Annotated in this window: 13 protein-coding genes; 5 read left to right on the plus strand and 8 right to left on the minus strand. The window is 67.3% G+C overall.

What is annotated here, in order from left to right:
• Positions 1 to 13: 13 nt before the first annotated feature.
• The 3 genes from H8S61_RS06155 to H8S61_RS06165 all read right to left on the minus strand — a co-directional run bounded on the left by H8S61_RS06155 (position 14) and on the right by H8S61_RS06165 (position 3,927).
• Entirely contained in the window at positions 14 to 2,035 is a 2,022-nt protein-coding gene (locus tag H8S61_RS06155; protein ID WP_186938343.1) for a carbohydrate-binding domain-containing protein, read from the minus strand.
• Positions 2,035 to 2,730, minus strand: a complete 696-nt coding sequence (locus tag H8S61_RS06160; RefSeq protein ID WP_160941970.1) for a DUF4956 domain-containing protein — start codon at positions 2,728 to 2,730, stop codon at positions 2,035 to 2,037. Before H8S61_RS06160 ends, H8S61_RS06155 begins: the two co-directional genes overlap by 1 nt.
• A 243-nt stretch (positions 2,731 to 2,973) precedes the next feature.
• Complete coding sequence (locus tag H8S61_RS06165; RefSeq protein ID WP_186938344.1) at positions 2,974 to 3,927, minus strand: polyphosphate polymerase domain-containing protein; 954 nt, start codon at positions 3,925 to 3,927, stop codon at positions 2,974 to 2,976.
• Between the two features lie 212 nt (positions 3,928 to 4,139).
• Between H8S61_RS06165 and H8S61_RS06170 the strand changes: the two genes are divergently transcribed.
• The 3 genes from H8S61_RS06170 to H8S61_RS06180 all read left to right on the plus strand — a co-directional run bounded on the left by H8S61_RS06170 (position 4,140) and on the right by H8S61_RS06180 (position 7,565).
• Positions 4,140 to 4,904, plus strand: a complete 765-nt coding sequence (locus tag H8S61_RS06170) for a response regulator transcription factor (RefSeq protein WP_244977641.1) — start codon at positions 4,140 to 4,142, stop codon at positions 4,902 to 4,904.
• A complete protein-coding gene (locus tag H8S61_RS06175) occupies positions 4,898 to 6,205 on the plus strand; it encodes a sensor histidine kinase (protein ID WP_160941972.1) in 1,308 nt (435 codons plus the stop codon). The genes H8S61_RS06170 and H8S61_RS06175 overlap by 7 nt, the downstream gene beginning before the upstream one ends.
• Positions 6,206 to 6,275: 70 nt before the next feature.
• Positions 6,276 to 7,565 carry an MFS transporter gene (locus H8S61_RS06180; RefSeq protein WP_255466492.1) on the plus strand — a complete coding sequence of 430 codons (1,290 nt, stop codon included), beginning with the start codon at positions 6,276 to 6,278 and terminating at the stop codon, positions 7,563 to 7,565.
• 3 nt (positions 7,566 to 7,568) lie between these two features.
• On the opposite strand, the gene H8S61_RS06185 is transcribed toward H8S61_RS06180, so the two are convergent.
• Positions 7,569 to 8,429 (minus strand): MerR family transcriptional regulator, encoded by an 861-nt coding sequence (locus H8S61_RS06185; protein ID WP_186938345.1) that lies wholly within the window; start codon positions 8,427 to 8,429, stop codon positions 7,569 to 7,571.
• Between the two features lie 102 nt (positions 8,430 to 8,531).
• Here H8S61_RS06185 and H8S61_RS06190 point away from each other — a divergent pair, with 102 nt between their 5' ends.
• Positions 8,532 to 8,849 carry a DMT family transporter gene (locus H8S61_RS06190; RefSeq protein ID WP_154333448.1) on the plus strand — a complete coding sequence of 106 codons (318 nt, stop codon included), beginning with the start codon at positions 8,532 to 8,534 and terminating at the stop codon, positions 8,847 to 8,849.
• A 2-nt stretch (positions 8,850 to 8,851) separates the two neighbouring features.
• Positions 8,852 to 9,241 (plus strand): DMT family transporter, encoded by a 390-nt coding sequence (locus H8S61_RS06195; protein ID WP_160941975.1) that lies wholly within the window; start codon positions 8,852 to 8,854, stop codon positions 9,239 to 9,241.
• A gap of 46 nt (positions 9,242 to 9,287) precedes the next feature.
• Here H8S61_RS06195 and H8S61_RS06200 read toward each other — a convergent pair whose 3' ends face one another.
• The 4 genes from H8S61_RS06200 to H8S61_RS06215 all read right to left on the minus strand — a co-directional run bounded on the left by H8S61_RS06200 (position 9,288) and on the right by H8S61_RS06215 (position 13,818).
• The gene (locus H8S61_RS06200) at positions 9,288 to 11,378 is read right to left on the minus strand and encodes a glutamine synthetase III family protein (RefSeq protein WP_160941976.1); all 2,091 of its coding nucleotides are present in this window, start codon (positions 11,376 to 11,378) and stop codon (positions 9,288 to 9,290) included.
• 172 nt (positions 11,379 to 11,550) lie between these two features.
• Positions 11,551 to 11,994 carry a type II toxin-antitoxin system VapC family toxin gene (locus H8S61_RS06205; protein ID WP_186938346.1) on the minus strand — a complete coding sequence of 148 codons (444 nt, stop codon included), beginning with the start codon at positions 11,992 to 11,994 and terminating at the stop codon, positions 11,551 to 11,553.
• Positions 11,978 to 12,250, minus strand: a complete 273-nt coding sequence (locus H8S61_RS06210) for a type II toxin-antitoxin system RelB/DinJ family antitoxin (RefSeq protein WP_255466493.1) — start codon at positions 12,248 to 12,250, stop codon at positions 11,978 to 11,980. Before H8S61_RS06210 ends, H8S61_RS06205 begins: the two co-directional genes overlap by 17 nt.
• Before the next feature lie 83 nt (positions 12,251 to 12,333).
• Complete coding sequence (locus tag H8S61_RS06215; RefSeq protein ID WP_186938348.1) at positions 12,334 to 13,818, minus strand: helix-turn-helix transcriptional regulator; 1,485 nt, start codon at positions 13,816 to 13,818, stop codon at positions 12,334 to 12,336.
• Positions 13,819 to 13,915: the final 97 nt, after the last annotated feature.

The following is a 13,915-nucleotide window of genomic DNA, read 5'->3' on the forward strand; positions in this document are numbered from 1 at the left end:
CGGAGCGAGGGGGTTATGCCGCCATGCCGCTGCCCATGCTTCCGTTGCGCTTGCCTTGCTGGACGTCGCCGCCTTGGCCGGCGGGCATGCCGCCGCCTCCGGCGCCGAGGCCGCCCATGCCGCCGGTGGCGGTGGTGGACGCGGTGATCTCGGTGGCAGAGCCGCCGCTGACAGTGCCGGAATCGGTGTAGCCGTCGGCGTTCGCACCGGTCACGGTGCCGCCCGTTACGAGCGAGTACGTGCCGCCCTCCGCGAGCGCGGGGCTGGACACCAGCACCATGCCGAACTGCTTGGCCGCCGTGAGCGAGGCCACCACCGTGCCGTCGGCGTCGACCACCGCGACGCTGTCGCCCGCGTTGCCGCTGACGGTGGCGAACGCGAAGGGCTGCTCGCCGCTCGTGAAGTTCTGGGCCATGCCCGTGGAGCCCACCATGAGCACCGTGCCGCCCGTCACGGTGGCCGTGAGGTCGTAGTCGAACGCGCCGTCGCCGCCGCTCGTGGGTCCGTTGACCAGCAGCACGCCGCCCGTGACCTCCACGGAGCCATTGCTGTCCACGCCGTCGCCCGCGGCGTCGAGCACGGTGTAGCCGCCGTTGATCTGGATGAGGCAGTTCTCGTCGCCCATCCCCATGCCGCCGCCTTGGCCGCCCGCGCCGCTTTCGGCGAACGCGTTGTCGGGCGCGCCGCCGTTGAGGTCGCGCTCGTTCAGGGATTCCCCGCCGCCCTGCGGGCCGCCGGCGGGCGGTTCGCCATCGGCGGGGGCATCGCCCATCGTGGGAGCCTCGCCATCCGCGGGGGCGCCGTCGCCCGACGGCGCTGCGGGAGCGGCGTCGGTCGCAGCAGCAGCGCTGCCGGTCGCGTCCGTCGAGGTGGAGTCCGCCTCCCCGTCGGTGAGGTCGGCCGGGGCCGCGTTGATGGCATCGTCGCTGGCCACGATATGCGTGTCGCCGCCGTTGATGTACAGCTTCTCGGCTTCGTAGCCCTCGTAGCACGCGGTCACGTTCACCGTGCCGTCGTCGATGACGAGCTTCGTCTCGGCATGGAATGCGTCGTCGCCGGCCTCGATGCCGAGCGTGCCGCCCGCCAGCAGGCCCTCGAGGTCGGAGTGCAGCGCATCGTCCGTCGCGGCGATGGAGAATTCGCCGCCCGCGATGCGCAGATAGGTTTGCGCCTGGATGCCGTCGTCGCCCGCCTCGATGGCGAACGTGCCGCCGTCGATGGAGACGAAGCCCTTCACGGCGTTCGTGTCCTTGTTCGACCTGATGCCGTCGCCGCCGGCCGTCAGCGTGAAGTCGCCGCCCGCGATCTTCACGCAGTCGCGGCCGCGCAGCGCGTCCTCCGTCGCCGACACCGCGTAGGTGCCGCCCGTGACGACGAGGTCGTCCTTCGAGCATACCGCGTGACGGTACGCTCCGGTCACCGTCAGCGTGCCCGAACCGTTCAACGTGAGGTCGGCGCGGCTGAACAGCGTGGCGTACGGCTCGTCGGAGCCGTCTTCCAGCACGTACTCCGCCCCGTCGGTGAGCGCGTTCTGCGTCCCGTCGGCCAGCGTGACGAAGCACTTGTCGGCCCGCTTCACGTACACGGCGGGCCCGTCCTCGTTGTGGATGGTCGCGCCCGCAAGCACCACCTGCACCTTCGCGTCCTCGGGCGCCTCGACCACCAGCTGGCCGTCGTCGAGCGAGCCCGACACCACGTAGACGCCCGCAGCCGTGATGGTCACCGTGGAGCCGTCCGCCGTCGCGCCCGACCCGTCGACCGTAGCCGCGCCGCCCGCGAGCGCGATATGCGTGGCGGAGGCGTCGTCGTAGGAGGGATCCTGGTCGCGGTTGCTGTAGTCGAGATCGAGCGCCGACGCGTCGAAGGACGCCGCGACATCGGCGAACGACGTGGCGGCGGAGGAAGCGCTGGCGGAGGCGGCGGGTTCGGCGTCGCCGTCCGACGCGCACCCGTGCATCAGCAGCGCCGAAAACAGGATCAGCAGCAGCACGATGCCGCACACGAAAGGCCTTAGGACCTGCAGTTTTCCGTTCATCACAACACATCCTTACTCGCGGCGGCGCGGCCGCAGGTGATCTTCAGGTTGCCGTTGCGGCAGCGCAGTTCGTCGATCATGCGCTTCTCGAGGCCGGGCTGCTTCATGCGCACGGCGTACTCGAGCAGGAACAGGCTGCCCATGTTCGTGGTTTGCACGAGCGTCAGCTCGTGCTCGTCGGTGTAGCGTTTCAGCACGTCGTCGAACACGCCGTCGTACTCCAGGTCGTCGGGGATGGTGATTTTCAGCGTCTTCTCCGGCTCCTTCTGCTTGCCGAAGGGCGACAGCACGTAGCCCACGTTCACGATGGCCACGATGATGGTGAACAGCACGGCCAGCGCGATGAAGCCCATGCCCGTGGCCAGGCCGATGGCCATCGCGAGGAACACGCTGCCGATGTCCTTCGCGCTGCCGGGGATGGAGCGGAAGCGCACGAGGTTGAACACGCCCATCACCGCGATGCCCGCGCCCAGGTTGCCGTTCACCAGCGTGATGACCATCTGCACGATGAGCGGCAGCAGCGCCAGCGTCACGACGAAGTTCTTCGAGTACGTGTGGCGGAACATGTAGATGAGCGCCACCGCGGCGCCCAGCACGATGGACGCGAGGCAGCACAGCAGGAAGTCGACGGTGGACACGCCCGCAACGAGCGATTCCGCCGATCCGAATATCGAGGTTAAAGCCGCATCTAGCACGATTGGTTCCTTTCGTAGGGTTCTTTGCTTTCCTTGCCAGGACACGGGAATCGCCGCATTCCATGCATTTTTTTCGTTTTGCGAACCTTTTCACGCCCCATTCCCGCCCTACTCCCCCGTCGCGCAGGGAGCGGTTTCGCAAAACGCCAGGTCGCGAATTTCAAAAATGCCCGAGTCAGGCTCCGAAGTTCGCAAAACGAAAAAATTGCTTACTTCGAGCCGATTCGCGTGTCCGCGGCGCACTCAGCAGCGCGTGGAAGCATGCGAAGGCGCGCGGAAGTGGCGCGGGCGGCGGCTGCGCAGCGCGGCGGCGAACCGCTCGGCCTTCTGCTCGGCGGCCGCCTGGGACGCGCGCGCCGTCGAGGGCTCCGTCGCGCTCCGACGCGCGGCGGCCGTGCAGGCCCGGTAGGCTTCCCCGTACTTCGAGAACGACGACGGGTACGCCTCGCACGCGTCGAGGGCGCGGACGAGCCACAGCGGGAACGGGCCCGACGACTTGATCTCCATCACGGCGTCGCCGGCGCTCAGCAGCGCGTGCGCGGCGTCGGGGCGCGCCGCGAACAGGTCGCGGTAGGCGATGTCGGCGTCGAAAGTGATGCGCAGGTCGTCCGGCACGTCGGCGGGCGCGGCGGGTGCGGCGGGCGCGGGGTTGCCCGCGCTCGCAGCCCCGTTGCAGCACGCGAGCGACGCGTACGCCGTGCGCTCGCAGGTGATGAGCATGGAGGGCCGCAGCGGTCGATGGCGCGCCGCGAACTCGTCGATCTCGCGGGCGATCTGCACGCTGCGCGGCGACAGCGACTCGGCGGCCATCACCGCATCGGGCAGCGGGAAGCGCGCGCAGGCCTCCTCGTACGGCGTTCCGTCCAGGTAGGCGCAGGCGGCGGCCAGCGAGCACCCCACCCGGCGCTTGTACACGATGCCCTCGTACTTCTTCTTGATCTCGACGAACACGCGGTCGTCGGCCTGCGGCGCGCCGTACCCGCGCAGGCGCAGCTTCTCCTTGTACAGCGGCTTGTCCAGCGACCGCTCGATGAGGGCCCGCTCGGGCGTGTCGAGGTAGCGGCTGACGATGCGCGTCCGGCCGAACGCGTCGGGCGCCATGCGGCCGCGCAGCGCGGCCGTCATCGCGCGGTGCTGCCGCGCGTCCAGGCGATACTTCACTTCCTTGCGTTCGAATACGTCGGTGAACGTTGTCATGGGATACCGGTCCTTTCCATCAGACACCGCATCCTAGTCGCGCAGCCTGAAAGTTCCCTGAAAGGCCCGCCGCCCGCAGGCAACCGCACAGGAACGTCAAACCCCCAGAGGGGATCGCCTCCCCCGGAGGGGATTCGACGCGTTTCTTTCAGACGCTTTTCAGGGTTGCCGCTACAATGGAGAGCGAGGCACTCGAAGGAAAGCAGGTCGGCATGCAGGTCCTCATCGTTGAAGACGACGTGCGCCTGGCGCAGGCGCTCGCGCACATACTGGCCGAGAACGGCTACCAGACGGACGTCGTCCACGACGGCGCCTCCGGCCTCGCTTACGCGGAATGCGGCACCTACGACGTGATCATCCTCGACGTGATGCTGCCGAAGATGGACGGGTTCGCCGTGGTGGCCCAGCTGCGCCGCAAGAACATCAGCGTGCCGGTGCTGCTGCTCACCGCGCGCGACGCCGTGCCCGACAAGATCACCGGCCTCGACAGCGGCGCCGACGACTACATGACTAAGCCCTTCGCACCCGCCGAGCTGCTGGCCCACCTGCGCGCGCTCACGCGCCGCCAGGGCGAGGTGCTGTTCGAGAAGCTGGCCGCCGGCGACCTCGTGCTGAACCTGGAAAGCTACGACCTGTCCTGCGGCGGGAAGTCCATCCACCTCAGCTACAAGGAGTTCTCCCTGGCGAAGGTGCTCATGGCGAATGCCGGGCAGGTGGTGTCGAAGGACATGCTCATCGCGAAGGTGTGGGGCGTGGAATCGAGCGCCGAGGACAACAACGTGGAGGCGTACGTGTCGTTCCTGCGCAAGAAGATGAAGTTCCTCGGGTCCACGGCGCGCATCGAGACGCTGCGGCGCGCGGGCTACCGCTTCGTCGCGGACGCCGCCGACGCGAGCGAAGACGGCGAGACCGACGCGGGCGAGGACGCCGCCGTCAAAGCTCCCGGCTCCTCGGAAAGCACGGGCGCCTCATGCTGAAGCAGCTGCGCATCAAGTTCATCGCGCTCAACATGGCCACCGTGGCCGTGGTGCTGGCCGTGGTGTTCACCGCCATCTGCGTCATCAACTACCAGCAGAGCGTCGCGCGCGTGCACGAGACGCTCGACAGCGCCGTCGCCCACGTGGGCGACGCGTCCGCCGGCCCGCTCGACGGCGGCCAGCCTGGCAGCGGCGGCGAGCAGGCCCCGGCCGACGCCGACCGCGAAGGCTCCACGCCGCCCGAGATCGGCGGCAAGCGCGGCGGATCGGACCCCACCATCCCCGTGGCCGTGTTCTCGGTGGGCGACGACGGCGCGCTGACCGCCGTCCCCACGCGCACGACGGCCTCCATCGCCGACGACGTGCGGACGCAGGCCGCAGAAGCGCTGGCCGACCAACCCGACGGCACCGGCAACCTAGACGGCCTGGGGCTGTTCTACGAGAAGCGCGTCGTGGGAGGCACCACGTACCTCGCGTTCGTGGACATGAGCGCCGCCAGCGGCTGGCAGACCCTGGCCCTCACGCTGGCGGGCGTGGGCGTGGCGGCGTTGGCGGCGTTCTTCGTGGTCAGCATGTTCTTCTCGCGGTGGGCGCTGCGCCCCGTCGACCGCGCGTGGCATCAGCAGCGCCAGTTCGTGGCCGACGCGTCGCACGATCTGAAAACGCCCCTCACCGTGATCCTCGCGAACACGTCCATCCTGCTGGAACACCCCGAGCGCAGCATCGCCAGCCAAAGCCAGTGGATCGAGAGCACCCAGCACGAAGCGGAGCAGATGCAGGGCCTCGTGGGCGACCTGCTGCTGCTCGCGCAGGTTGACGAGGGCGCTGCGAAGCCGGCGATGGATCGGCTCGACCTCACCGACCTCGTGGAAGGCGAGCTGCTGCAGTTCGAGTCCGTGGCGTTCGAGCGCTCCGTCGACCTGCAATCGAGCCTCGACGAGAGCGTGCCGGTGCGCGGCAACGCGATGCGGCTGCGCAAGCTGGTGGGCACGCTGCTGGACAACGCGTGCAAGTACGCCGACGACGGCGGCAGCGTACGCGTCGTGCTGCGCCAAAGCGTGCGCCGCATCGAGCTGTCGGTGCACAACACCGGCTTCGCCATCGCGCCCGAGGACCTCCCCCACGTATTCGACCGCTTCTACCGCGCCGACAAGGCGCGCACGCGCGACGACAGCGGCTACGGCCTGGGGCTGGCCATCGCGCACGCCATCGCCGAGGAGCACGGCGGCACCCTCGCCGCAGCCAGCGACGAAACCCACGGCACGACGTTCACCCTCACGCTGCCCACCTTGTCCACCTGACGGCGCGCGCGAAGTCTTCTATACTGGAAGCTCAACCTGAACGCATTTGCTTCGCAAGGAGATCTCGCACATGGCACTACACTCGTGGCTGGCGCAACCGCAACGGCGGTTGGGACCGCTGGGTCTTATCGTACTGCTGGTCATCACGTCGCTCGTCACTCCCCTGTCGCTGGACATGTACACGCCGGCCGTCCCGCACATGACCGAGCATTTCAACACGTCGGAGAGCATGGTGAACCTCACGCTCGTGGGGTACTTCCTGTTCTTCGCCGTGGGCCTGCTGGCGTTCGGCCCTACGAGCGACCGCTACGGCCGCAAGCCCGTGCTGCTTGCCGGCATCTTCACGTATGCGCTGGCCAGTGCGTTGTGTGCGCTGTCGGCGGACATCGTCATGCTCATAGCCATGCGCATTCTGCAAGCCCTCGGCGCCGGAGCGGTGAGCGCGGTGTCCACGGCGGTGGTGAAGGACGCCGTCGTTCCCGAGCGGCGCGAGGCGCTGCTGTCCGTGGTGCAGGTGATGTTCGTGGTAGGGCCCGTGCTGGCGCCGGTGGCGGGCGCGCTCATCCTGCAAGTCGCCGACTGGCGCATGACGTTCTGGGTGCTTGCGGGCATCGGGCTGCTCTGCGCCGCGCTGGCCCTGCTGTTCGACGAGACGCTGCCTGCCGAGAAGCGTTACGAGGGCACCGTGCTGGGCAGCGTGAGGCAGCTGGGCGTGGTGGCGCGCAACAAGGGGTTCTCGGCGTTCCTCGGCATCGTCGGGCTGTACAACCTGCCGTTCATGGCGTACATCGCCGTGGGGTCGTACGTATACATCACCTTCTTCGGGCTGACCGAGCTGGAGTACAGCATGTACTTCGCGTTCGCCGCGCTGCTGACGGCGGCGGGCCCGTTCATCTGGCTGGCGGCTTCGCGCTTCATGTCGGCGCGCCGCTTCACGAGCATCCTGCTGGGAGTTGCGCTGGCATCCGGCGCGGCCATGCTGGCCGTGGGCGAGCTGGGCCCGACGCTGTTCTGCGTCGCGTTCCTCGTATTCGCGCTGACGGAAGCCGCCGTTCGCCCCTACAGCACGAACATCCTGCTGTCGCAGCAGGAGGGCGACACCGGCGCCGCATCGTCGCTCATCAACTTCACGCACACCGCCATCGGGTGCTTGGGGATGCTGGTGGCCGTGCTGCCGTGGCCGAACTACGTGGTGGGCGTCGGCGCGATCATCGTGGGCTCGATGGCCGTCGCCCTCGTCGGCTGGGTGGCGCTCCTGCGCTCCCGCATCCCGCTCAAGGGCATCAAAGACGTCGACGCAACGCGCCCCGCGTCCCCCAGCGCCGAGGGCGAAGCCGAACCCGCCTACGACGAGGGGTAGGATCTATCCCCTCAGGACTTCGACGATGGTGCGGTCGGTGCGGAGCTCGGCGTCCCAGACTTCGAACGCCAGCAGGGTTTCAGGGACGTCGGTGCCGGACGCGGCCTGCGCTTCCTCGAAGACCTCGCGATAGCACAGCTCGAACGTTTCGCGCTCGACGCGCCGGCCGCGAAACGTGCCGCCGGGCAGATCGAGCAGGCACATGCCGCGCTTCTGCGGCGGCGCGACCAGCCGCTCCCCCGGCAGCGCCCGCACTTCGAGCGCGACGTACCAGGACGGCCCCGCCCCCACCGCAGCGCTCTCGCCCGCGCCCTCGCCCGCATCTCCGCCCGGCAGGCAGATCATGCCCTGCAGGAACAGCGGCGCGATGCCGGCGCGCTTCGTTTCGCCGTACAGCTCGGACATCGCCTTCGTGTAGCGCTTCGCATCGAACGCGGGGCGCGCCCAGGGCATCGCCAGAAACGTGCGCTCCCCCAGCGCGCGCTCGTACGGGGCCGCCGACGTGCGCAGGGCATCCTGCACGGCGATCTCCGAGCGGTAGCCGTCCAACTCCATGAGTATGGCCTGCGTGGCGCGCAGCTTCTCCTTCGCCAGGGCGTGCGCGCGCTCCAACAGGGACGATATATCCATCACGCCGCGCTCGGACACGTAGTCGGCCAGCTCTTTGAGCGGCACGCCCAGCTGCACGCACGACACGATCACGTCGAGCTCGTTCATCTGGCGCAGCGCGTAGTAGCGGTAGCCGGTGTCGGGGTTCACGTACGCGGGGCGCAGGATGCCGATGCGCTCGTAGTAGCGCAGCGCCTTCACGCCCACGCCCTTGAGGTGGGCAACCTCGCCGATGGACAGCAGGTCGTTTCTCATGGCGCTCCTCCACATTCTGCACATGGCGATTGACTCGTCCCTTAGGGGATACTTTAGGATATCAGAACTTGATCAATCAGGGTCAAGCGAACAGGAGGAATCATGTCACCCTACGTGCTGCTCGGCATCGCCGTCATCTTCGAGGTGTTCGCCGACTCCATGATGAAGCTGTCGAACGGTTTCACGCGGAAGCTGCCCATCATCGGCATCGTCGTCGGATACATCGTCGCGTTTTACCTGATCGCGCAAACGCTGGAACAGCTGCCGCTCGGTTTCGCCTACGCGGTATGGACCGGCCTCGGCATCGCGCTGACCGCCGTGGTGGGCACCGCGTTCTGGCACGAGGGCTTCAACGCGAAAAAGGCCGTGGGCCTCGTGGCCATCATCGCCGGCGTGGTCGTTTTGAAGATGGGAGTGTAATCATGGGTCGCATTCATCCGTATGCGCTGTTGAGCGTGTCCATCGTCCTCGAGGTGTTCGGCACCACGATGATGAAGCTCTCGGTTGGGTTCACCGTTCCGCTGTTCACGGTGCTGACCCTCATGGGCTACCTCGTGTCGTTCACCCTGCTCACGTTCACGCTGAAGCATTTGCCGCTGGGCCTCGTGTACGGCATCTGGGGCGGCGTGGGCACGGTGCTGACGGCCGCCATCGGCATCATCGCCTGGGGCGACCCCTTCAACTGGATCACGTGCGTGGGCATCGCGCTCGTCGTGGGCGGCGTGGTGCTGCTGAACCAGGGCACGCAAGAGCTGGAGGACGCGCGGGAGATGCAATCGCAGGTGGAAGAAGGTCGATCGTTCTCCAACTGACGCGCGCCGCGCCCACCAAAGAGATGGGCGCGGCGTCGGGCAGAGCTTACACGTAGAACAGCATGTCGTTGTACGTGGGGACGGGCCAGCGGTCGCGGTCCACGATGATCTCCATCTCGTCCACGGCGACGCGCAGCTTGTCCATGATGGGCAGGATCTCGTCCGCGTACTTGTTCGCGCGTTCCTGCTGGCACTCGATGGCGAGCGCCGCGTGATGGGCCTCGTCGAGCGCGCGCAGCTGCACGTCGATCTCCTTGATGCCCGACAGCAGCTTGTGCAGCAGCGCCTCCTGCTGATCGGTGTCGGCGCCGGCGGCCGCGGAGCGGATGGCGTTGATGTTGCCGGCCACCTCGGCGGCGTAGGCGTTGATGGCGGGCAGGTACGCGCGGCGCACCATGCGCTTCATCGTGCGCGCCTCGATGTTCAGCAGCTTCGTGTACTTCTCCAGCTTCACCTCGTAGCGGCTGCGCACCTCGGTCTCGGAAAGCACGCCGAACTCCTCGAACAGCGCGATGCTCTTGGGCTCCACGAAGCACGGCAGGGCCTCGGCCGTGGTGGCCTTGTTCGCCAGGCCGCGGCGGGCAGCCTCCTGCGTCCACTCGTCGGAGTAGCCGTTGCCGTTGAAGATGATGCGCTGATGCGCCGACAGCGTGTCGCGGATGTAGGCGATGGCCGCGGCTTCGAAATCCTCGCCGGCCTTGCCCTCCATCGCGTCGGCGAAGTCCTTGAGGCTCTTCGCCATGGCCGTGTTCAGGATCATGTTCGCATCGGACAGGTTCACCGCCGAGCCCGGCATGCGGAACTCGAACTTGTTGCCGGTGAACGCGAACGGCGAGGTGCGGTTGCGGTCGGTGTTGTCCTTGAGGAAGTTCGGCAGCACGGCCACGCCCAGGTCCATGGCCACCTTCTCGGCGTTCGTGTACTCGTGATCGTCGATGAGCGCGTCCACGATGGCATCGAGCTCGTCGCCCAGGAAGATGGAGATGATGGCCGGCGGCGCCTCGTCGGCGCCGAGGCGATGGTCGTTGCCCGCGGAGGCCACCGACATGCGCAGCAGCTCCTGGTAGTCGTCCACCGCCTGGATGACGCCCGTGAGGAACACGAGGAAGCGCAGGTTGTCCATGGGGCTCTCGCCGGGCTCCAGCAGGTTCGTCCTGCCCTTCGACAGCGACCAGTTGTTGTGCTTGCCCGAGCCGTTGATGCCCTCGAACGGCTTCTCGTGCTGCAGGCACACGAGGCCGTAGTGCGACGCCAGCAGGCGCATCTTCTCCATGGTGAGGAGGTTCTCGTCGATGGCGCGGTTCGCGTTCGTGAAGATGGGCGCCAACTCGTGCTGCGCCGGGGCAACCTCGTTGTGCTTCGTGCGCGCCGACACGCCGAGCGCCCACAGCTCGTCGTCGAGCTCCTTCATGAACTCGTTGACCGAGGGGCGGATGGCGCCGAAGTAGTGCTCCTCCAGCTCCTGGCCCTTGCAGGGAGCGTAGCCGAACAGCGTGCGGCCCGTCATGATGAGGTCCTGGCGCCTCGCGTAGTCCTTCTCGGAGATGAGGAAGTACTCCTGTTCGGAGCCCACCGTGGGCACCACGCGCTCGTACGCCTCGCCGAACAGCGCCAACACGCGGTTGGCCTGCTCGTCGATGGCGCTCATGGAGCGCAAGAGCGGCGTCTTCTTGTCGAGCGCTTCGCCGGTGTAGGAGCAGAAGGCGGTGGGGATGCACAGCACCTCGTCCTTGATGAACGCGTAGCTGGTGGGGTCCCACGCCGTGTAGCCGCGGGCCTCGAACGTGGCGCGCAGGCCGCCGGAGGGGAAGCTGGAAGCATCGGGTTCGCCCTGGATCAGCTCTTTTCCGGAGAAGCTCATGATGGCACGGCCGTCGCTGACCGGATCGAGGAAGCTGTCGTGCTTCTCGGACGTGATGCCGCTCAGAGGCTGGAACCAGTGCGTGAAGTGCGTGGCGCCCTTCTCGATGGCCCATTCCTTCATGGCATGCGCCACGACGTTCGCCACCTCGATTTCGAGCGGTTCGCCTTCCTTGATGGTTTTGAGCAGGCTCTTGTACGTTGCGGAGGGCAGACGCTCCTGCATCGTGTGCTCGTTGAACACCATCGAGCCGTAAATATCCGAAACCTTCGCCATGAGGATGCGCTCCTTACTCGTTGCTTTCAAGGCGGTGCGCCCGTCCGCTGCGCCTGCGGTGGGGCCATCCGCATACGATAGCACGGCCGCCGGGCAAACCACGTGATCAACTTGCTGTAATCAAACTAACGGCGAAATGTTTCGAGCAGTTTTCGAGGGTGGAAAGCTTCCGCTACCAGTCAACTTCCTCGTAGTCGAAGCCTTGCTCGCGGAAGCGGGCGAACAGCTCTTCGGGGGTGATCGCTTCGACGGGCGAGGCTTTGAAGTCCTTGACGTTGCGCGTGACGATGTAGTCCGCCTTGATTTTCGCCGCGCACTGGGCGACGAGGCAATCCTCGAAATCCGCCCAGCGCAAGCCGAGAGCACGTTTTGCATCCTCCGGCGATACCCCTACGACCTGGAGGAACGACAGGTTTTGCTCGATCATCTCCTGGGCGGCGTCGCTGCCGTAGTCTTTGCGCAACAGGTAGTAGATATCGGTCAGCATGTTCACGCTGATGTAGGTGGACGCTTCCTGCACCACGCCCAGCAGGCACACGCGGCGAGACAGCTCGTAAAACGGTCCGCGCCGGCCGATATGATCGAGGATGATGTTGGTATCAAGCATCAAGTCCATAGCGATCCTTCAAACGCGCGTCCCGTAGCTCTTCGTCGGACATCGTCAGGGGACGCTTCGTATGCACCCGATCGAACGCCTCGATGCGACGGCGCAGCTCGTCCTTGTCGGGCTTCTCGCTTTTCTCGAACGGAAGGCCGTCGTGCTTCACGGTGTATTCGAACAGGCGCCTGACGGCCGAAGACGGAGTGTAGCCTTCGCGCCGCATGATCGCGGTGGCCCGATCCTTCATATCGCCGTTCAACCGCACGGTCATAACCGACTCCATGGCACCTCCTTAGTATGTAGTACACGTACTACAGTATAGAGGGAAGCGCCGCAGCCCGCAAGGGCCCTCCCCTACCCGAACGCGTCCAGGTGGTCGAGGAGCTCTTGGCGGGAGTTCACGTCGAGCTTGCGGTAGATGTGGGTGGTGTGGGTCTTCACCGTGCCGGTGGTCACGAACAGGGCGTCGGCGATGTAGGGAAGCGTCCGGCCGCGCGCCAGGTAGCCCAGCACCTCGGCCTCGCGCTTCGTCAGGCCGTGGCTCTGCGCGAAGCGCGCCGCGCGCTCGAGCACGACGGACTCCGGGTCGGCGGCCACGGGCTCGCCCGGGTCGCCCGAGGGCTCGACGGGCGCCGGCGAGTCGGCCGAGGAGCGCTCGCTCGCCGATTCCGCTTCGCCCGCGCGGCGCACCAGCATGAAGAACAGCGCCAGCAGCCCCAGGCCGCACATCACGTCCAGCACGAAATCGCCGGAGCCGAACAGGGCGTACACCTGCTTTCCCACCACGTTGCCGGCGAACACCACGCCCGAGATGAGCCCCTGCCCCACGCTGAACGACAGCAGCGGCGACAACCCCAGCTCCTGCGTGCTCTGCGTGATGACGAGGAACACGAGCGCCTGGAGGAAGAACGCGCTGCCCTGCACGAGCGCTCCGCCCACGGGCACGGCCGCCGTCCCGAACACCATGATGGCCACGAGCCCCACCGCCGTGAACGTGACGGTGATGCGGTACACGCCGTCGACCGAAAACGACGCGCGGCGCGCGGTCAGAGGCACGAGCACCATGGTCGCGATGCTCGCGCACACCACGATGCCGCCGAAGAACAGGCTGTCCACGCCCGCATACGAGCGCCCCATCAGCACCGACGCCATGAGGTTGCCGATGAACGTGGCCGCGATCAGCACGCTGACGGCGCGCCACGGAAGCACGCGCGCCTCCCACGAGCCGGCCATCAACTCGCCGGGCGTCGCGGCCTCCCCGGCCGCCGCGCGCGAGGGGAACACCTCCGACGACAGCTCGTGGCGCATGGCCGCGTCGCTGCGCCACAGGGCCCAGGACGCCAGGGGCAGCGCGCAGACGAGCGCGATGCTCGCCGGACCGGGAATCTGCGCCACCACAAGGTACAACAGGTACGCCACCAGGAACGACAGCACCACGAGCGAGCGCATGCGCCGAGAGCCCAGCGAGTAGCGGGCGCCCCACGCCACGCCCAGCAGCATGACGGCACCGCCGTCAATCGCCCCGCAGGCCACGATCACGGCCAGCGCATTCGCGCGCACCGCCCACGCCAGCACGAGCGTGGTCAGCGCAACCAGCAGCGCCGCGACGAAGAACGCCCCGCGCTTCACGATGAAGCGCCGCCAGCGCGACGCGAGCACCACGATGCCGGCGCATACCAGCACCGAGGCCTGCGACGCGAAGAACCCGTACTCCAAGCCGATGCTCGCATCGAGGCCGCCGCGCTCGGGAAACAGCGCCGGGCTGAGAAAGCAGAGAAACCCCCACGCCCACAGCAGCGCCGAGCCTAAAACCACCCTCACGTTGTTCGCGCGCATCATGCGTCCCCTCCCCAACCTCGCGCATGCCCATCAGGTCGCTTACGGGTATCCTACCGCATGCGCGCTCGTCATGCCGCGACAACGAATGACGCTCACC

The sequence above is a fragment of the Eggerthella hominis genome (assembly GCF_014287365.1).
Lineage (GTDB): Bacteria > Actinomycetota > Coriobacteriia > Coriobacteriales > Eggerthellaceae > Eggerthella > Eggerthella guodeyinii.